We start from the raw sequence: 20,370 nt of genomic DNA, 5'->3' as shown, positions 1-20,370 counted from the left end.
AGCATTTATGATGACAATTAAGTGCGTGCACGCATGATGTTCGACCACCTAGGAGACAGTCACCCGATGGCAGATATCACTCCCACCGGCAGTATCAACCGCCGCGGCCCCTTCCGCATCGGTGAACGAGTCCAGATCACCGACGAACGGGGCAAAATCACCACGATCACGTTGACCGACGGGGGAGAGTACCATTCTCATCGCGGGTTCTTCTCGCATGATCAGCTGATCGGTGCCAGTGAGGGGACTGTCATTGAGAACTCGGCTGGGATGAAGATTCAGGCGCTGCGCCCCCTGTACCGCGACTTCGTGTTGTCGATGCCGCGTGGCGCCGCAGTGGTCTATCCCAAAGACGCCGGTCAGATTGTCACGATGGCAGACATTTACCCCGGTGCTCGCGTGATCGAGGCTGGAGTCGGTTCGGGTGCTCTCTCCATCGCGCTGCTTCGCGCCGTCGGTGACTATGGCCACCTGCGTTCCTTCGAACGTCGTGAAGAATTTGCGGAGATCGCACGCGGCAATGTTGAAACGATGTTTGGCGGGCCGCACCCGGCCTGGGAGATCACGCTGGGAGATCTGGCGGAGGCCCTGCCCGAGGTTGAAGAACCGGGTACCGTCGACCGCGCAGTGCTAGACATGCTCGCGCCCTGGGAGTGCCTGGACGCGGTGGCGACCGCTTTGGCTCCGGGCGGCGTCATCATTTGTTACGTGGCCACCGTGACGCAGCTTTCCCGCGTGGCCGAGGCGCTGCGGGCTGACGGACGGTTCACCGAGCCCGAGTCGCACGAGACGATGGTGCGCGGCTGGCACGTTGAGGGATTGGCGGTTCGTCCGGATCACCGCATGGTTGCCCACACCGGTTTTCTGATCACTGCTCGTCGTTTGGCCGATGGCTCCGAGCGTTTGGCGCCGAAGCGCCGCTCGTCGAAGACTGACTTCACCGAAGAAGATATGAATGCCTGGACGCCGGCGGCTCTGGGCGAGCGCAATGTCACCGACCGTAAGCTCCGACGCGCCGCTCGAGATGCGCAGGCCCTCGCCGAACAATCCCTGCAGTCCGCCCAAGAAGCTGAAAAGAACCACTTCCGCAACACAATAGAAAACGAAGGTAGGTAAGATGAGTGATCCCGACGATCGTCGCGTCAGCATACAAGATTATGAGAGGGTACTGCGGCAGCTCAACGTAGCCACAGATAATCGTCGTAATCTTGACCGCCAGTTGCGGATGGCAGGCGAACGCAACCAGAAATTGGTGTTGGCCTTGGAGCGCACCAAGATCGAAATCGAAAACATGCGCTTGTCCATCGCGCAGGAGGTGACTCCACCGCTGAATTCGGCGGTGATTCTGGCAGTGCACGAGGGTCAGATGACCTATGACGACCTGTCGTCGGCGAAGACCCCCGCAGAGATCGAACCCTATCTGGATGTTCACCTCTCGGGGCGTCGGGTTCGCATCACTGCCTCGCCGTTGCTCAAACTGGCCGATCTCGCGCCGGGGATGACCGTTTTGCTCAATGATAAGAACGAGGCGGTACTCAGCCTGGGCTTCGAGTCTTATGGCGAGATCGTGACCGTGCGTGAGGTGCTTTCCAACGATCGCGTGGTGATCGATCTGCCGAACCAGTCGAAGACGGTTGCGAGAATTTCGGGGGCCTTGGATCCTGAGCACATGTCGATCGGCGACACTCTGACCTACGATCCCAAGATCGCTATGGTCACCGGGACAGTGCCGCATACCGATGCGCAAGAGCTGGTTCTAGAGGAAGTCCCCGATATCACCTACGCCAATATCGGAGGTCTTTCCTCGCAGATCAGCCAGATTCAGGATGCGGTGGAGCTACCGTTCCTGCACCCAGAAATCTTCCGCCAATACAATTTGACCCCTCCGAAGGGTATTTTGCTCTATGGTCCGCCCGGTAACGGCAAGACCTTGATTGCCAAAGCGGTGGCGAATTCTTTGGCCGCGCGGGTGGAGGCCATGTACCCCGGCCAGAAGCGAACCGGGTACTTCTTGAACATCAAGGGGCCCGAGCTACTGGATAAGTACGTGGGCGAGACCGAGCGTCAGATCCGCGATATCTTCACCGCAGCCCGGGAAAAGGCGGTTGAGGGTAACCCTGTGGTGGTGTTCTTCGACGAGATGGAATCGCTGTTCCGCACACGCGGTACGGGGCGTAGCTCCGATGTCGAGACTACGATTGTGCCGCAGCTACTAGCCGAGATCGACGGCGTGGAATCTTTGGATAACGTGATCGTTATCGGAGCCACGAACCGTGAAGATATGATCGACCCTGCCGTAATGCGACCGGGCCGCCTGGACATTAAGATCCGGATCAACCGTCCCGATGAAGAGGGTGCGCGAGAGATCTTCGAGCTCTACCTGAGCGATGATCTGCCCGTCTCTCCGCAAGTAATCGAGGCCGAGGGCTCCGCCGTCTCGGGCCTGTTGGCGTTGGTGGACCGGGCGATGTCGCAGCTCTTCGGTCAGCTCGATATCACACGGTACATCCGTGTGCGGTTGACCGACGGTAGCGAGAAGGTGCTCTCGCGTGGCCAATTCCTCTCGGGTGCGGTCATTCGCAATATCGTAGACGCCGCCAAGAAGTTGGCGATCAAAGACCAGCTTTCGGGTGTGGACGCGGGTCTCAACTTCGCGCATATCAATGAGGCGATCCGGGCCGAGTTCGAGGATCAGGTGGAAACACCGCAAACGGCAGAGGTTGCCGATGTGCTGGCTACGCTGGGCATCCGAGAGGGCATCGACGCGATCGTCCCCGCCCGAGAGGGTGGGTTCAACGCGGAGGTGAAGGCATGAGCGTGTGTCGCATAATGGGAACCGAAACGGAATTCGGCGTCATTGCCCCAGAAAAACCGGAGGCTAACCCCACCGTCCTCTCTGCTCAGGTCGTTAACACCTACGACACGATGTTTCGACGTGAGTTGGCCAGCACCAACACTTCCACGTGGGAATATGACTCGGAATCGCCGCTGGCGGATGCCCGTGGTTTTGAGATGGAGGAGAGCGAGGCTGATGCCTCTCAGCTGACCCATCGACGGCACGAATTAACGAGCGAAGATATCGCAGCTGAGGCCCTGGCCGAGTCGGGCATGTTTGCCGAACGGCTCGACTGGGACGCGGTGACCATGAATTCCATTCTGCCCAATGGGGCACGATTCTATGTCGACCACGCGCACCCCGAATATTCCAGCCCCGAGATCACCTCACCCATGGATGCGGTTCTCTGGGACGCGGCCGGGGACTACATCGCGGCGCAAACGGTGGAAACCATCGCACGGTTGGCCCCGCAGACCGGTCTGCCCATCGTCAATTTGTACAAGAACAACGCCGATTCTAAGGGGCAGTCGTACGGCTTCCACGAGAATTACCAGATCCGTCGAGACGTTGACTTCGACTCGGTCATTACGGGGTTATTGCCCTTCTTCGTCTCCCGTCAGATCATCACCGGTGCCGGCCGCGTCGGTCTAGGGGTCAACGGAGAACGGCCTGGTTTCCAGATCTCCCAGCGCGCCGATTTCTTTGAGCGGACGGTAGGGCTGGAGACTACCATTCGCCGGCCGATCATCAATACGCGCGACGAACCCCACGCAGATCAGCACAAGTATCGTCGCCTGCACGTGATCGTCGGTGACGCGAACCTGTCACACTACTCAACGCTGCTGAAGTTCGGAACAACTTCCGCCGTGCTGGGACTCATCGAGGCCGGTGCGGCCCCGCACATCAAGCTGGCGGATCCGGTGGCTGCAATTCACACCGTTAGCCACGATCTAGATCTTGAAGCCGAGCTTCCGTTGGCAGGCGGTGGCAGCACAACTGCCCTGGAAATCCAGCATGCCTACCTCGCCGCTGCCCGTGCATGGGATAAGAACCCGGATCAGCACACCCAGCGCGTTTTCGACCTGTGGGAAGAAACCTTGGATGCGCTCGAGAACGACCTTTTCTCGCTGGCGGATCGTTTGGATTGGGTTGCCAAGTACTTCGTGTTGCGACAGTACGTGTCTAAGGGCGTGGGTTGGGACGACCCCAAACTTGCCGCCATCGACCTGCAGTACAGCGACGTCCGCCCCGGCAAGGGGCTCTACCACAAGCTAGTGCAGCTGGGTCGCATGCGAACACTCTTCACCCCCGAGCAAATCGCGGACGCGGCGGCTCACCCGCCCGAAGACACGAGGGCATTCCTGCGAGGTCGCCTCATCAGTACTTTCCCCGACCAGGTCGTCAGTGCTAACTGGGATACGTTAGTGGTGCGTACTTCCGGTAAAGACGGGGTAGTCAGATATCCCATGCAGGAGCCGCTACATAATACTAAGGTTGAGGTAGCAGAACATCTCGATCAGTCCCGTAACGCATCTGACCTCATGCGACGCCTAGAACGCGCCGTAGCCGATGCACAATGCTAAAGAAGAGAGAACTATGGAACGCAAACAGGTACAGGCTCAGCACAATAGCGCAGCGGAGCAAGAAGAAACCCAGGTCAGCCTTCACCATCAGGCCACCGAGGTCGATCAGGAGCTGGTAGCCGGCACTGACGATCTGTTGAACGAGATCGATGGGTTGCTCGAAGAGAACTCGGAAGAATTCGTGAAGGGCTTTGTGCAAAAGGGCGGCCAGTAACTCGGTTCCGAACGCTCTGATCCAAAGCTGACAAGGGATAAATCATGGAACGACGAATATTCGGTATTGAGACCGAATATGGCATTACCTATGTGCCACACGGTTTGGGGCCGGTAAGCGCAGAAGATGCCGCACGCATCCTCTTCAAGCCGGTGGTGAACACCTGGCGATCGACCAATGTGTTCTTACCCAATGGCTCCCGCCTGTACCTCGATGTCGGGTCTCACCCGGAATATGCCACGGCAGAGTGCGCTACTCCGCGAGATCTGATCGCGCAGGACAAGGCAGGGGAGCGTCTTTTCGCGGATCTGGTGAACCAGGCACAGGATCATCTTGAATACACGGGGTATGACGGCAGCATCTACCTTTTCAAGAACAACGTAGATTCAGCCGGAAACTCCTTCGGGTCCCACGAAAACTACATGTTGGAACGCAAGGTGGAGTTCGCCCCGCTGGTTCGTTCCCTGATTCCCTTTTTGGTGACCCGACAGATCATGGTGGGCGCAGGGAAAACGCACCCGCAAGGCCCCGAACAGTGGGGCACCACCACCATTGGCCGTCCCGCGGAACCCAGCTACTCGTTCTCCCAACGGGCGGATTACATTTGGGAAGCGGCGTCCACCGCCACCACCCGATCACGTCCGCTCGTCAATACCCGCGATGAGCCGCACGCCGATTCCACCAAGTATCGTCGTTTGCACGTGATTAACGGAGACTCGAACATGTCTGAGGCAACCACGTTGCTGAAAATCTGTTCGACTGATCTAGTGCTTCGCATGATCGAAGACCATTTCCCGCTGAAGAATTTCGAGATCAAAGACACCGCCACGGCTTTGCGGGTGGTTTCTCATGACCTCACCGGTCGTCAGCGTTTCACCTTGGCAGACGGTAGCGAGCGCAATGCCCTCGAAATGCAGCGTCACTACCATGCCTCGGCACAGAAGTACGTGGCAGCGCATGGGGCTCACCATGAGGATGTCGAGTATGTTCTTGACCTTTGGGGTCGTGCGCTGGAGGCGGTTGAGACCGGAAACTATTCGGCTGTGGACACCGAGCTCGACTGGGCGATTAAGAAGAAACTGTTGGATTCTTATATCGCTCGAGGCGCTCGGGGGTACGACGATCCCCGCATTCAGCAACTGGACCTCGCCTACCACGACATTGACCCGGATCGCGGCGTCTTTAACGTTTTGGCTCGGGCTGGTCGCGCGCGGCGCGTGCTTGACCCCGATCTCATCGAGCGGGCAACGGTACAGCCTCCCGAGACGCGGGCTAAATTGCGTGGCCGCTTCATCCAGGCGGCCCGACGCACGGGTGAGCAGTTCACGGTGGACTGGGTTCACCTGCGTTTGAACGCCAAACCACATCTGAACGTCGTGTGCCAGGATCCGTTCGACGCTGAGAACGAGGCCGTGGACCGTCTCATTGAGACCCTGGGGCAATCCCCTCAGGTCGGTTGGCCCGCCCCCTTTATTTAATGGAACCTGCCGGCCACTTGGCCCGGTTCAGGTTGAGATACCTCCTACCGAAAGAATGATCGTGAAACATCAGAAAGCTCTCGCCGCAACCGGCATCGTCGTTGCGATGTTGCTCTCCGCGTGCTCTAGCAATGGTTCTAAACTCTCAGACGTCGACTATTCGATGAACGACGCCACCGCTGAACCGTCGATTTCAATGGAGACCCCGTTCATTTCGAAAGAGACTCAGACCCATGTGATCAATGAGGGTACCGGAGATTCCATCTCCGAAGGTGACGAGTTGGTCATCGACGCGACCATCTTCAGCGGTGAAGACGCTAAGTCGCAGCAGACCTCGTACCCGTCCAGCCCGTTGATGATCCCGGTCAGCAAAGACCTCAAGGATAACGCTCCCGATCTCTACGACATGCTGACCGGTCATAAGGTCGGAACCTCGTTCTCGTACAGCACGAACATGGTCAAGTCTGGCCCTACCGCGTCTCCGAGCCCGCTGGGTGAAGATAATCCCACCAATATTGAGGTTTATACCGTTCAGCAAAAGCTATTGAAGGAGGCGCAGGGCAAGGAATTGCCCAAGGACCAGGTCAATAAGGCGCTGGAGTCTTTCAACATTTCCGATCAGGACGGCTCGGCAACCATCAAGCTGTCCAAGGATCGTGGCGACGCCCCCAAGAAGTTGGTCTCTCAATCTCTCATCGAGGGCGAGGGTAAGAAGGTCAGCGAAAATGATAACGTCTACGTGCGGTATCAAGGCGTTCAGTGGAGCGACGGAAAGGCCTTTGACGGTAACTTCGGCGACAAGGGCAACACCGCTTCTTTCCCGCTGGGTGGAGTGATCAAGGGTTGGACCGAAGGCCTCAAGGATAAGCCCGTCGGCTCACGCGTGTTGCTACTGGTACCGGCAGACCAGGCCTACGGCGAGAAGCCCTCGCAACAGGGCCAGCCCGCCGGCGCTCTGGTGTTCGTTGTAGATATCCTGGGAGCCACCCCGGGACAGGCTATGCCGAAGGACGCCACCCACGGCCAGATGAAGAAGCCGGAAGACCCCAGCGCTTCCGCTCAGCCCTCTCAGAAGTAACTGGAAAACACAGCATCATAGGAGAAACCCATGTCTTTTGGTCAGCGTAAGCTCGATCGCACCAAGCCCGAGATCGATTTTCCCGAGGGCGGCTCGCCCGAGGAGCTGAAGATCATCGATCTGATCGAGGGAGCCGGGGCCACCGTGGAAGCCGGTGACCAGATCACCTGCCATTACGTCGGTGTAGCCTTCTCTACGGGTGAAGAGTTCGATGCATCGTGGAATCGCGGTGAGCCGTTGAGCTTCCGTGTTGGCATTGGCCAGGTCATCCAGGGCTGGGATCAGGGTCTGTTAGGAATGAAGGTCGGCGGGCGTCGTCGTCTCGAAATCCCCTCGGAGCTGGCCTATGGCGAGCGCGGTGCTGGCGCAGCCATTGCCCCGAACGAATCGTTGATTTTCGTCGTCGACCTGGTGGACGTCCGAAAGTAGCGATCTCGACCCTCTGGCCTCGACTGCGAGGCTGGAGGGTTTATTTAACGATGAGCCAAAGAACTGTTGAGCGCTACCTCGCCCTCTTTGATGAGCTGACACAGCACCCCTACGGCATTACGCGAGAAGAACTGCGCAGGGTCATCCCCGAGTACGCCGAGACTTACTCCCACGGCGCCTTTGTGCGGAAATTCGAGCGCGACAAGGCCGCCCTGCGAGCCATGGGTCTCATCGAAACCGTGAACCCGCAGGCTACCCAAGATCAGGAGTATGCCTACCGGGCGCCGCGCCCTGATCGCCCTGCTCAGCTCACCTCAGCAGGCAGCCTAGGACAGTCGGTGACCTACGCATTGGTGTCGAGTGCGTGGGGAGAGGGAGATCTTGCTCAGACCGTTCAGACCGCTTTGACGAAGATCGGTTGGTCGGTGACGCCGGCGGGGGAGTCTTCTACCGCCGTGCGAGAAGGCTGGTTCGAACCCCCGCATCTGGCCACGATCTTGCAGGCTTTGGCCGAACAGCGCGTCCTCACCTTTGTCTATGAAAATGTAGTGACCGGTGAATTGTCGGAGCGGCATGTGGTAGTGGGCGCTGTGGGCCGCCGATTCGACCGCTGGTATTTGTGGGGCAAGGAGCTGAGTGCAGCTTCCGCGGTGGGGGAAAACCCGCAGCGCGGCAAGTTCTTCCGGTTAGATAGGATGAGCGCAGTGTGGTGCGAGCAACCTTCATCGCGCGACGCTTCGCTTGATGTCTCGCTCCTAGACGTCGACGAACTTTTCGATGGCATCCAACGTAGTCGGCCAGAGACCGTTGTTGTTCGGGACGCCGCCACCGAACAGTCGCGTGAAATCGAATCTTATTCGGTCCCGGAGACCGCGACACTTGCCATTCTTGAAGGGGCCGTCGTGGAGCCGTCTATGGACGGTGACGGTAAATACCAGAACCGGGTCCGCCTCACCTACCTAGCGATGTTAGAGCGTCTCATCGAAGCTCACCGACATACCGTAGAGGTCCCTGATCTCACGTGGACCCGCGTAGCAGATCAACGGCAACGGCGAACAGCTGACACCGAACTTTTGCATCACCTAGCCTTGGCTCGATACGCCACTGAAAACCCCGGTGTGACTATGAAGGAGCTGGGGCGTGCCTTCGGTCAAGGGGCTACCAAGACCCGCCGCCAGCTGGATCTGCTCCACGTGACTCTAGGTGAAGAAAATTTTGACTACAGGGAAGATGAGCAGGGGGTTCATGTTCGTACCGGGGCTCACGTCCATCAGGCGGTGAAACTGTCTGCTGTGGAGACGGTGGTTCTTCTTCTGACGATGCAGCTGATTTCTTCCGTGGCCGGTGCCGAGGTCACCTCCGTACAGCAAACCATGGCTCAATTGGCGATGAGTTCTCCGCAGGCACACGACCTGTTAAAGAGGCTCTCTGCCGATGTCACGACCAGCACGATCGAAGATCTCCAAGACGCGATGGAGTCGTCTTCTTCGGTCAAGGTGGAGTATCTCGGTGCACACGGTACAACTCGACGAACGCTTTACCCCTTGCGGTTACTCACTGAACTCGGGGTATCTTATGTTCAGGCTCAGGATGACGCCAGTGGCGAACAGCGTTATTTTCGGCTGGACCGTCTGCGGGTTATCGCACGGGAGAACCCGGTTCAACCTCAAGATGTGGAGGCACGTCCTTCGACCCAAACGCCCGCCGATTGGGTCCGTGAACAGGCTGCCGAGGTGGCTGTGGTGCGTTGGTCGGAAAGTCACGAGCTTTTCACCGATCGTTCACTGCCGACCTTTTCAGCTATCGCCATCGAGTACGCATCACAGGACGGGTATCGATACAGCCGAATTCCACTAAGCAATGAGGAGTGGCTCAAGTTCCGCGTTCTCGCTGAACGTGGATGGGTGGAGTTGGTTTCTCCGCAGCATCTGCGTGAGGACATCGCGCGGGACTGCGAGAAGCTGATTCGCGCGTCCTAAGGGATGGTGTTGAATCTCAAGAAGCTGTGTGGCTTATATACTGAGTGCTATGCCTTGGTGGTTTTGGATTGTTTTGTGGACAACGCTCGTTTTGACGTCAGCGGTGATTCTGGGATGGCTCTCATGGAGGGTCATTCGTCAGGGTGCCCGAGCTTTCGACGAGTTTCTGCTCCTCAATGATCGCCTGGCCACCGTGGTGGAGAAATCACCCCATCCTGCCACAGCAGACCAACCTCAGCGTCCCGCACCGGGGGTTGTCACACCGATTTCCCAGTCATACGCCGAGTATGAAGAAGGCAAAGAATCGCGCCGACGCGCTAGAATCTCTCGTAGAATACAAAAACGTGATTCATTAGGTCAGCCTCAACGTATGGGGGACCTAAGCTACAACGCACGGAAAGGTGCTCATCATGGGTAGACTGTTCGACAACCCGGTCATGCTGATTGTTCTTCTCATCATCATTTTGCTCCTGTTTGGCGCACCCAAGCTTCCCGGTATGGCTCGTAGCCTGGGGCAGTCAATGCGTATCTTCAAGTCTGAAGTCGACGGCATGAAGGAAGATAACAAGCGCAAGAACGCAGAAAACCTGAATGCACATTCTTCGTCGGATGTTGTATCCGGTGAAGTGGTCGACAATAACGGTTCCACCGCTGTTCGCGATCACAATCCCACCGACGGCATCAAATAGACCTTCAGCTCGTTAGAACCCGCACCCGATTTATCTTGAGGGTGCGGGTTTATCACACGCTGAGAACTAGAACCCACAGCAGAAGGTAATCCATGGCTAGAGCCAACAGTCGTAAAAATAATCCTCAAGCCAACATGGCATTGCAGGAGCATTTCCGCGAATTCAAAAACCGCGTGATTAAATCGGCCGTGGCCACCATCATCGGAGGCATTGCGGGATTCTTCCTCTACATGCCTTTCATTGAGGCTATTAAAGAACCTCTCGACGAAGTCAACCGTCAGCAGGGGCGCGACGCCGTACTGAACTACGCCAACGTGCAATCCTCGTTCAGCTTGATGGTGACCGTATCGCTGTACATTGGTCTAGTCTTGGCCGCGCCCGTGTGGCTCTACCAGCTGTGGGCATTTATTACCCCGGCCCTGTATAAGAAGGAAAAACGCTACGCGTTGGGGTTCATTTGTAGCGCTGTGCCTATGTTTATCATCGGTATCATTACCGCCTGGATCTGCCTTCCTGCTACCGTTCTGGCCCTGACCGCGTTTAACCCCACCGGCACCGCCAATTACATCAACGCCGAGGTGTACATCTCCTTCGTCGTAAAATTTATGGTCTCCTTTGCATTGTCCTTCGTCATTCCCGTAATTCTTGTGGGTTTGAACCTCATGGGCATCTTGAGCGGCCGCACGATCCTCAAAGCATGGCGTTGGGTTGTGGTGTTTGTGGCAACCATCGCTGCGATGGCTGCACCGGGAACCGACGTCATGACCATGTTCTATCTGGCAGCACCCTTGCTCCTCTTCTTCTTTATCGCGATCGCGATCTGCTTGGTCAACGACAAACGGCGGGCTAGGAAAAACGCAAAGCTTGCCCAAGGACTAGAAAAAGAAGACCTCACACGAAGCACCACCCCTGAGGAACTCGAACAACTAGGTCGAATCGAAACGAGGGAATAAACCCTCTTCATGCTAGAAGCGCCGGCTAAAAAGTCGGCGCTTCGCTGTCAGATAACGCAGGTCTTGCATATCGGGTGAAGGCTCTAGGATGGAAGCATGCCTACTTATGCGGAAAAGTACCAAGCGGCCAAGTCTCGGGCTGCACGAGAGAATACCGTGCTTGGAGCTTTCGAGAAATCCCTCGACTTTCAGATGGATGATTTTCAGCGCCAGGCGTGTGAATCGGTGCAGAATGGGCGCGCCGTTCTGGTGGCGGCACCCACGGGCGCGGGCAAGACCCTGGTGGGGGAGTTCGCCATCCATCTCGCTCTCTCGCAGGGGAAAAAGGCTTTCTACACCACGCCCATCAAAGCGCTGAGCAACCAGAAATATCACGATCTGGTGCAGACCTACGGCGAGGATGCCATTGGGTTGCTCACCGGGGACACCTCCATCAATTCGGAGGCACCAGTGGTGGTCATGACCACCGAAGTTTTGCGCAACATGATCTACGCTGACTCCGCGACGTTGACCAATTTGGGTTACGTCGTCATGGACGAGGTGCATTATCTCGCAGACCGATTCCGCGGAGCGGTCTGGGAAGAGGTCATCATCCATCTTCCCGAACACATCTCAGTTATCTCCCTCTCGGCGACCATTTCCAATGCCGAAGAGTTTGGTGCGTGGTTAGATACAGTCCGTGGCGCAACCGACGTGGTGGTCTCAGAGCACCGGCCCGTACCGCTGTGGCAACACGTTTTGGTCGGAAACCGCCTCGTCGACCTCTTCGTCGACGATACAACGGTGGAGGAAACCGCTGAACTCTTAGACTCCGACAACGAGGCGGCACCGGAAGTCAACCCAGAGTTGCTCCGACTCAGGGAGCCACGCCGGCGCCCCCGCAACGCGGATCGCGGGCGCCGCGGTCCCCGGGCACCCCACCAGCGTCGTCCTCAACACCACCCGGCCCCTGCGGACGGGCGAACCTACCGCGCCAGCCGATCGGAGATGATCTACGCATTAGACCGCGAGGCCCTCTTACCGGCCATCGTCTTCATCTTCTCGCGCGCCGGATGTGACGCTGCGGTGCGGCAATGCATTGACGCCGACGTCCGCCTCACCACAGACGCCCAGGCGCAAACTATACGCGCGTTCGTGGCTGAGGCAACCGCAACGCTCGAAGCAAAAGACCTCAACGTGCTGGGCTTCTATGAGTGGCGGGAAGGTCTATCTCGCGGCATAGCGGCCCACCACGCGGGAATGCTCCCCATCTTCAAGGAAGTTGTCGAGCAACTCTTCTCAGAGGGTCTCATCAAGGTTGTGTTCGCCACCGAAACCCTCGCCCTCGGCATCAATATGCCGGCACGGTCGGTGGTGCTAGATAAACTGACAAAGTTCAACGGTGAATCGCACGTCGATATCACGGCGGGGGAGTACACCCAGCTCACCGGACGCGCGGGGCGGCGCGGCATCGATATCGAAGGTCACGCGATCGTTCAGTGGAAACCAGGCTTAGAACCCTCCCAGGTGGCAGGGCTCGCGTCCAAGCGCACCTACCCCTTGAACTCGTCTTTCAAACCGACCTACAACATGTCGGCAAACCTGCTGGCGGAGTTCGGCACCGAACGAACCAAGAAGATCCTCGAGTCCTCATTCGCCCAGTTCCAAGCCGATAAATCGGTGGTGGGGGTGGCGCAGCGCGTTCGAAAGAACGAACGGGCGTTGGAGGGTTATCAAGAATCCATGCAGTGCCACTTGGGTGACTTCGCGGAGTACGCCCGGTTAAGGCGAGAGCTCAAAGACCTCGAGAAAAAATCCGAAAAGGGCAGAAAGCGTCTCGAACTATCGCAGGCCGTTGCCTCGATTCATCAGTTGGTACCCGGCGACGTCATCGAAATCCCGCACGGCCGAAATCGCGGATTCGCGCTGGTCATAGGGCGAAGCGATAACAACTCCGACCCCCGTCCGCCCATCATCACCTGGGAAGCGCAATTGCGGCGTCTGGACGCACGGGACCTCGACGGCGCCGTCGTGCCCGTGTCCAAAGTGAAGGTGCCCAAAAAATTCCAGGGGAAGACCCCCAAAGAACGACGGGACATGGCTGCCCGCATGCGTCAGGCACTCTACGACGGACGCCCCGCACGCTCCGATATACGAGACGTATGGTTCGATAAAAGGGAATCGAAGACGGAGCGGGAAATCGAACAACTCCGCAAACAACTGAAAACCCACCCCTGTCATGGATGTTCCGACCGGGAAAACCACGCTCGCTGGGCCGAGCGCTGGTGGAAACTCTCCCGCGAAACCGACGGACTGAGGCGGCAAATCAGCCGACGCACCAACACCATCTCGCAAACATTCGAACGCATCTGCCAACTCTTGGCAGACTACGGTTACGTGCGATGGGACGACGCCCGTGGATTCCTGCTCACCCCGCGCGGTCAAAGCCTGCGTCGCGTATACGGCGAGAAAGACCTCCTGACCTCGCTCTGTCTGGAAGAAGGGTTCCTCGATGGGCTAGACCCAGCATCCACCGCCTCAGTCATCTCTGCGCTGGTATACCAGGCAAAACGAGACGAAATAGGTATGCTCCGCAAGTATCCGCAACGATCGATGGAACCTGCCATGACGTTGCTCATCAAAGAGTGGAGCAAGCTCACAGACGCCGAGGAATCACACCGATTACCGCAAACACCCACGCCAGATTTCGGCATGGTCTGGCCAACCTACAAGTGGGCTCGCGGGCAGTCGCTGGCCCAAGCCATTGAAGGCACCGACTTGGCCGGGGGAGATTTCGTCCGATGGATCAAACAGGTCATAGATGCACTCGACCAAATATCACATGTCGCCCACAATGACCCCGAACTGAAGACACAGTGCGAGGCCGCCATCGGCCTGTTGCGTCGCGGCGTCATTGCAACCCAGCTATAAACATCCACGAGAAAGGAACCGCGCATGTCAACAACGGTGTTGAGAGACGGAAGCGTTTACTCTCCGGCAGATCCCTACGCCACCGCGATGGTGATTCAGGACGGCATGGTGCAATGGGTAGGCTCGGACGCCGGGGCTGAGTCAATCCTCGACGACTCGATGCAGGTAGAAGAACTGGAGGGAGACCTGCTGGCGCCTGCCTTCGCCGCGGCGGGCATCCGCGTCCACCCCGAGGACGACCTGCAAGACACCGTCCAGAAATACCGCGCGGCCGGATATGGTGCCTTGACCTTCATGCTCACCCCGGAGGCCCTCCAACAGCATCACCAACACCTGACATCACTCCAGGACGCCGCTATCTACCTTGAGATCGAACACCTCCACCAGATCCCCGATCACTTATCGGTTCAAGGAATTCTTCTAGACCCCCAGGGGATTCTCGAGAACGAAACCGGCATGAGCTTGTTAGACGAGGCCCAAGCGCGCGGGCTCAAAGCAGCACTTCGTGCTGACTCTTCGGCGCGAATCGATGCTGCCCTTCAGATAGCTCTGAAGATGGACTCCCTCCAGCGCATGAAACTAGCATTGCGTTTAGACGGTGTAACCGACCTCACCGAGAGCCACATCACCCAGCTGAGCTCCATGAACGTAGCCCTAGGCTTCACCAGCGGCCCTGCCCTTCAAAAAAGCGCCCTCAAAGCGGCCATCACTGCAGGAATCACATCCATGCTGGGATCTAACCCCACCCAGGATTCACAACTTCTCGGCTGGGAACTAGCCCTATCCATGGTGTCGGCGGGGGAGAGCGACCACCAATTATCCGCAAGGGCCACCTTCGCAGCAATGACCAAATCATGCTTTCGCGGAATGGGACACCGCAACCCCCTCATGGGACAACTGGTACCGCAGGCCCCCGCAACATTCTGTCGCTGGAGAGCCGATCAACTCATGGTACAAACACCAGACTCCCGTGTCGCCGCCTGGAGCACCGACCCCCGGGCACGTATCCCGCTCTTGCCCGTCCTCGAAGCGGGTAACCTGCCCACCCTCATCTCGCTACATCATGCATAAACCCCTGCGCCCAGTAACCCAAAAATCCCGAAGTGCAGTGTGGGAACCAAAAATATATACTGAACACTGTTCTGATCATCTGCCCCAAGGGCATGCAAGGAGTTAATCAATGCGAGTACTGACGGTCATTCCTACGTATAACGAACGGGAGAATCTGCCTGTCATCGTTGAACGGCTCCGCTTTGCCGTCCCCGAATCCGACGTCCTCGTGGTCGACGACAACAGCCCTGACGGAACCGGCCAGCTGGCAGATGAACTAGCGAACAGCGATTCACACATCCACGTCCTTCACCGCACCGTCAAAGACGGTTTGGGTGGGGCATACCTCGCAGGTTTCGACTGGGGACTCAACAACGGCTACGACGTCCTCGTCGAAATGGACGCGGACGGCTCACACCAGCCCGAACAGTTGCCGCTCCTCATCCAAGCCATCGAGCAGGGCGCCGACCTCGCAATCGGCTCCCGATACATCCCCGGAGGGAAAACCAAGAACTGGCCTGCCCACCGCCAAGTACTATCCCGCGGCGCAAACCTGTACACCAAGTTGATTCTCGGCACCAAGATCAACGACATCACCGCCGGGTACCGGGCCTACCGACGAGAAGCACTCCAAAAGCTCAACCTCGATGGCATCGACTCCAAGGGGTACGTCTTCCAAGTCGACCTAGCGTGGCGATCCGAACGCGCCGGTTTGAAGATCACCGAAGTACCCATCACCTTCATCGAACGCGAAATCGGAGACTCCAAGATGGACGGCTCCATCATCTTCGACTCGATGCGAAAAGTGACCACCTGGGGATTGGGAGCACGCACGGAAGGCGCCAAGAAATTCGTCCAGAAGCGACGTAAGAATCGATAAGACTCACACAAAAGGGGAGTCACGTCAATCAAGACGTGACTCCCCATTTTCTTTAAACCTAAAGTGAATGACGCTCGCGGTAGTAATCAATGCGCTGCTGAAGCGTCTCCTCAAGTTCCTCCATGCTGCGACGCTCGAGCAACATATCCCAATGGGTACGAACCGGCTTTTCGTTCGACTCCTGTTGCTCACCCTCACCGTTGACGAGAGACGCTTCCTTACCCGACTTAGCGGTCCAAGTCTGCGGGATCTCAGCCTCCTGAGCGAAGGTCACAAAGACGCGCTCGCCATCTTCCGTGCGGTATTCAACGCGTTGACGCGGGGCCGGCTCCACACCTGCTTCAGTTTCCATGGACTGCGAACCGAGACGCATTCCGCGTAAGCTACGATCGCTCATGAGTGATCCTCCCAAAGATTAGTTTTCTACACTCCAGGTTAACACCCCAGATGTGGGGTTATTCCCGTGTGTATATAGAGACTAGAGGTCAAGTATAGTTCAGCCTTCGCTCTGTCATGAAACGACGGAACAGGATACAAACCCACCGTCTCTAGAAAATGTCTAAAGTAAACCTTCAACTAATACTTTAAATATCATATCTAGGACTAGCTCGATCTGAGATTGTGGATAACTGAGAAAACCGAGGTCTGGGGGCTGAGTTGCGACACTACATTGCGGAAAGCACTCAGAATAATTGAACACTCGATATTTGGCTGACTCATCGACTTGCTGAAGCTTTGTGGGGACCGCGGGTTTATCGAACAGAAACGATAGCGAGGATTTAACCGAACAAGAGGATCAATCGAGGAGCCAGGATGCGGGGCTGAACGTGTGGTCTGATCACGGAGAGGCTGAGTTCAGTGGGCTGAGGTGTGGTGGTTGATAAAACACCAGAATAAGGCACATTCTTATCCTGGCCAGTTTTAGAGTTAAAGCCGATAATCTACATTATGTAAAGTAGACTCAAAGAGCGCTACCCCAGCGGTACGCTGGAGGTACTCAATTACACCTTCACCGTCAGGAAACCGCTGTGCAGACATATTCAACTTCATTACGCAACGTCTTGGTCATCATGGTGGTCGATATTGCTCTTATACTCGGATTTGCAGTGTTAGGACGTAGCTCCCACCACGAAACCCTGTTGGGTTCATTCAATGTGGCTCTTCCATTCGTTATCGCTTACTTAATCAGTTGGTTCATACCCATCGTTCGCCGTCAGCCCCACAATCTCTACCCTGCCGGCGTGCTGGTGTGGCTAATGGTAGCGCTGGGTGGTCAAGCGTTGAGAGTGTTGACGGGTGGTACAACTGCACTCAGCTTCATTATGGTCACCTTAGCCGTGCTAGGAGCCTTTATCTTGGGCTGGCGTCTGATCCTGATGGCCACCCGACGTGTCTCCAAGAAATAAACCTACATTAAACAATAGGGGCTCCCCGATTTCATGGGGAGCCCCTTCAACTTAAGGTTTAAGCTAATCTACAACCGACTGTGAATATGCCACCCAGGCCTCGAGAGTGTGCGACGCGGAGCCGGAATCAAGAGTTTTCTCCGCCGTATTGAGCGCATGCTGATAGCGGCTCATAAAGGGTTGATCAACATCGTGCTCGTTGAAAGCCACGATACCAGCTGCAGCATTGAGTACAACAGCGTCGCGAATCGGTCCCCTGAGGCCGTGCATGATGTCCCTAAAGACCTTGGCGTTATGTTCTGCATCTCCACCACGAAGATCGTCCAAAGTGGCCCTGGCGTAGCCGAATTCACGAGGATCGATGACGTGGGGGTACACTCCCCCGCCGATCGTTTCCCACACCTGGGTATTAGCTGTGATGGTGACTTCGTCAAGACCATCCCCGCCTCGGAAGATCAAGGCGTGATCTTGCCGGGACGCAAAGACATCCGCGATTTTTCGTGCCATAGATTCATCGGCAACACCAATGGCTGAAGAGCGCACCTTGGCGGGATTTGTCATGGGACCGAGGTAATTGAAAGCTGTTGGCACCCCGAGTTTCTTTCTCGTAGGAGCAACATACTTCATTGATGGATGAAATACCTGTGCGAACAGGAAGGCAATCCCGGTTTGAGATAGGCAGTCGGGAATGCTGGCGATAGGCATCTCCAAGCGAACGCCTAGGGCTTCTAGCACATCAGCTGAACCCGTAGATGACGACGAAGATCTATTTCCGTGTTTAATGACCGGGGCCCCGCTGGCTGCTATAACTATGGCTGCCATTGTGGAGATGTTGACGGTATTTTGTTGATCCCCACCCGTCCCAACGATGTCAACCGCTGCATTGTTGATGTTGATAGGTTCAGCCTTTTCCAACATGCCTTGAGCGAGAGCATCCAGCTCTTCCGGGGTTTCGCCTTTTACATGCAGGGCGATCAAGAACGCACCAATGATTGCCTCGGAGGCATTCCCGTTCATGATGTCATCCATGGCCCACGTAATTTCTTCGTGAGAAAGATCCTGACGCAAGGTGAGTCTGTTGAGAATGCTCTTCCAAGAGATTGATGTGTTCATGGGAACGATTGTAGGCCCACGCAGCAAGACTTGGACAGTTCACTTCCGCTATGTGGCGACTTGAACCGAAGCCTTATAACGATGAAGTTAAACTCGAGGTAGAAGATTAGTGCTGTGGTCCTCTGCCACAGAGGTATCCCTTATTTACAACACGGTGCATCAATATCACCTGATGTAGTTGGCTGAACTCAGGTTTTACAGACATAATGTCTATGTGACAACTGCAACCCATACTCCCAGTAAGCCGGCACGACCGACTCTGAATCGCCCCAACCAGGTGGCCGTAGGCACCATCGTTTGGCTCGCTTCAGAGTTGATGTTCTTTGCCGGGCTATTCGCTATGTACTTCACTCTCAGAGCTTCACGCCCCGATTTTTGGGCTGAAAACACTGAGCATCTCGCTGTACCACTCGCCACCGTGAACACCATTGTTCTGGTGGCTAGTTCTGTGACCTGCCAGTTCGGCGTTTTCAAGGCTGAGCAACTTAAGCCTCGCCGCACCGGCTCCCTGTTCAACATCAAGGAATGGGGCATGGTCGAGTGGTTCATCCTGACCTTCATCATGGGCGCGTTCTTTGTGTCCGTTCAGGCCTATGAGTATGCCAATCTGATTGCTGAAGGAATGACCATCCCCTCCAGTGCCTATGGATCGGCGTTCTACATCACCACTGGTTTCCACGCCTTGCACGTGACCGCCGGCCTCGTTGCCTTCCTTTTCATCATTGGTCGCGCATACGTCGCTAAGCGGTTCGGGCACTACGAAGCCACCTCGGCGATCGTTGTTTCCTACTACTGGCACTTCGTTGACGTTATTTGGATTGTTCTGTTCTTTATCGTTTACTTTCTGAAGTAAACCCTAAAGTAAAAGTTTAATCCGGCGATCAGCCTCCGAAATTTATAAGCTCACACATCAAAAGGATCATTCAACGTGAAGGCACTATCTCAGAAGCGGCGTCATCCGCTGGCAGCTGTCGTGTTGCTTGCTCTGGCTTTGCTTCTAACCGGTGGACTCTACGCAGTTGCCACTACTACCAACCAGGCAAAGGCCGAAACCAGTATCACCGCAGCATCGGATAACGACATTGCTGAGGGTCAGAAACTCTTCGTATCCAACTGCGCAACCTGCCACGGCACCAACGCAGAGGGCACTCAGGATGGTCCCGCATTGATCGGTGTGGGCGCCGCAGCGGTTGACTTCCAGGTCGGTACCGGACGTATGCCTATGCAGATGCAGGGTACTCAGGCTCAGGTAAAGCCCGGTCAGTTCACCGATGAGCAGACCCACCAGCTTGCAGCTTATGTAGCATCCCTGGGTACAGGTCCGACTATCCCCGAGCAGCAGCACCTCGATGTCGCCAACGGCGATGCAGCTAATGGCGCCAAGGTCTTTCTTGCTAACTGCGCAATGTGCCACAACGCAGCAGGTGCTGGTGGTGCTTTGACCCGCGGTAAATTTGCTCCGTCCTTGATGGGTGTCTCCGAGAAGCACATCTACGAGGCAATGGAGACTGGCCCCCAGAATATGCCCGTCTTCAACGACGCCAACCTGACTCCTCAGGAAAAGAACGACGTTATTACCTACCTGAAGGCTCAGGAGGTCAACAACTCCCCCGGCGGTTTTGCTCTGGGCTCGCTGGGACCTGTTGCTGAAGGTCTGCTCATTTGGACCTTGGGCTTGGGTGTCGTTCTGGTCTTTACCGTTTGGCTCACCTCTCGCTCCGCATAAAGTCACCCACATTCGAAGATTTCACAAGATAAGAAGATATGAGGCA

Annotated in this window: 18 protein-coding genes; 16 read left to right on the top strand and 2 right to left on the bottom strand. The window is 56.5% G+C overall.

Annotated features, from left to right (window positions below):
- Positions 1-66 precede the first annotated feature (66 nt).
- The 13 genes from VVR12_RS02790 to VVR12_RS02730 all read left to right on the top strand — a co-directional run bounded on the left by VVR12_RS02790 (position 67) and on the right by VVR12_RS02730 (position 16,079).
- Positions 67-1,116, top strand: a complete 1,050-nt coding sequence (locus VVR12_RS02790) for a tRNA (adenine-N1)-methyltransferase (protein ID WP_368549585.1) — start codon at positions 67-69, stop codon at positions 1,114-1,116.
- A 1-nt stretch (position 1,117) separates the two neighbouring features.
- Positions 1,118-2,815: a proteasome ATPase gene (gene arc / locus VVR12_RS02785; RefSeq protein WP_368549584.1), complete on the top strand. Its 1,698-nt coding sequence runs from the start codon at positions 1,118-1,120 to the stop codon at positions 2,813-2,815.
- A gap of 14 nt (positions 2,816-2,829) precedes the next feature.
- Entirely contained in the window at positions 2,830-4,419 is a 1,590-nt protein-coding gene (gene dop, locus VVR12_RS02780) for a depupylase/deamidase Dop (RefSeq protein WP_368549583.1), read from the top strand.
- Positions 4,420-4,432: 13 nt separating this feature from the next.
- The gene (locus tag VVR12_RS02775) at positions 4,433-4,633 is read left to right on the top strand and encodes a ubiquitin-like protein Pup (RefSeq protein WP_368549582.1); all 201 of its coding nucleotides are present in this window, start codon (positions 4,433-4,435) and stop codon (positions 4,631-4,633) included.
- A 44-nt stretch (positions 4,634-4,677) separates the two neighbouring features.
- Complete coding sequence (gene pafA, locus VVR12_RS02770) at positions 4,678-6,111, top strand: Pup--protein ligase (protein ID WP_368549581.1); 1,434 nt, start codon at positions 4,678-4,680, stop codon at positions 6,109-6,111.
- Between the two features lie 61 nt (positions 6,112-6,172).
- Positions 6,173-7,189, top strand: a complete 1,017-nt coding sequence (locus VVR12_RS02765) for an FKBP-type peptidyl-prolyl cis-trans isomerase (RefSeq protein ID WP_368549580.1) — start codon at positions 6,173-6,175, stop codon at positions 7,187-7,189.
- Between the two features lie 30 nt (positions 7,190-7,219).
- Complete coding sequence (locus VVR12_RS02760) at positions 7,220-7,618, top strand: FKBP-type peptidyl-prolyl cis-trans isomerase (protein ID WP_368549579.1); 399 nt, start codon at positions 7,220-7,222, stop codon at positions 7,616-7,618.
- Between the two features lie 50 nt (positions 7,619-7,668).
- On the top strand, positions 7,669-9,597 hold the full coding sequence (locus VVR12_RS02755) for a transcriptional regulator (protein WP_368549578.1): 1,929 nt from the start codon (positions 7,669-7,671) through the stop codon (positions 9,595-9,597).
- Between the two features lie 410 nt (positions 9,598-10,007).
- A complete protein-coding gene (gene tatA / locus VVR12_RS02750) occupies positions 10,008-10,286 on the top strand; it encodes a Sec-independent protein translocase subunit TatA (RefSeq protein ID WP_368549577.1) in 279 nt (92 codons plus the stop codon).
- 92 nt (positions 10,287-10,378) lie between these two features.
- Positions 10,379-11,239, top strand: a complete 861-nt coding sequence (gene tatC, locus VVR12_RS02745; protein ID WP_368549576.1) for a twin-arginine translocase subunit TatC — start codon at positions 10,379-10,381, stop codon at positions 11,237-11,239.
- 96 nt (positions 11,240-11,335) lie between these two features.
- Complete coding sequence (locus VVR12_RS02740; protein ID WP_368549575.1) at positions 11,336-14,149, top strand: DEAD/DEAH box helicase; 2,814 nt, start codon at positions 11,336-11,338, stop codon at positions 14,147-14,149.
- 24 nt (positions 14,150-14,173) lie between these two features.
- Entirely contained in the window at positions 14,174-15,220 is a 1,047-nt protein-coding gene (locus tag VVR12_RS02735) for a hypothetical protein (RefSeq protein ID WP_368549574.1), read from the top strand.
- Between the two features lie 109 nt (positions 15,221-15,329).
- The gene (locus VVR12_RS02730) at positions 15,330-16,079 is read left to right on the top strand and encodes a polyprenol monophosphomannose synthase (protein WP_368549573.1); all 750 of its coding nucleotides are present in this window, start codon (positions 15,330-15,332) and stop codon (positions 16,077-16,079) included.
- Positions 16,080-16,137: 58 nt separating this feature from the next.
- On the opposite strand, the gene VVR12_RS02725 is transcribed toward VVR12_RS02730, so the two are convergent.
- On the bottom strand, positions 16,138-16,476 hold the full coding sequence (locus VVR12_RS02725) for an RNA polymerase-binding protein RbpA (protein WP_368549572.1): 339 nt from the start codon (positions 16,474-16,476) through the stop codon (positions 16,138-16,140).
- Between the two features lie 631 nt (positions 16,477-17,107).
- Between VVR12_RS02725 and VVR12_RS02720 the strand changes: the two genes are divergently transcribed.
- Positions 17,108-17,485, top strand: coding sequence for a DUF3054 domain-containing protein (locus VVR12_RS02720; RefSeq protein ID WP_368549571.1), 378 nt, complete (start codon positions 17,108-17,110; stop codon positions 17,483-17,485).
- A gap of 63 nt (positions 17,486-17,548) precedes the next feature.
- Here VVR12_RS02720 and trpD read toward each other — a convergent pair whose 3' ends face one another.
- The gene (trpD, locus tag VVR12_RS02715; protein WP_368549570.1) at positions 17,549-18,598 is read right to left on the bottom strand and encodes an anthranilate phosphoribosyltransferase; all 1,050 of its coding nucleotides are present in this window, start codon (positions 18,596-18,598) and stop codon (positions 17,549-17,551) included.
- Between the two features lie 214 nt (positions 18,599-18,812).
- On the opposite strand from trpD, the gene VVR12_RS02710 reads away from it, so the two are divergent.
- Both VVR12_RS02710 and VVR12_RS02705 read left to right on the top strand, forming a co-directional pair.
- Complete coding sequence (locus tag VVR12_RS02710) at positions 18,813-19,451, top strand: heme-copper oxidase subunit III (protein WP_368549569.1); 639 nt, start codon at positions 18,813-18,815, stop codon at positions 19,449-19,451.
- 75 nt (positions 19,452-19,526) lie between these two features.
- On the top strand, positions 19,527-20,324 hold the full coding sequence (locus VVR12_RS02705) for a c-type cytochrome (protein ID WP_368549568.1): 798 nt from the start codon (positions 19,527-19,529) through the stop codon (positions 20,322-20,324).
- The last annotated feature ends 46 nt before the right edge of the window (positions 20,325-20,370 follow it).

The sequence above is a fragment of the Rothia sp. LK2588 genome (assembly GCF_040946465.1).
In the GTDB taxonomy this organism is placed as follows: Bacteria; Actinomycetota; Actinomycetes; order Actinomycetales; family Micrococcaceae; genus Rothia.
Note: the sequence above shows the minus strand (reverse complement) of the source record. Positions and strands in the feature narration are given on the sequence as shown.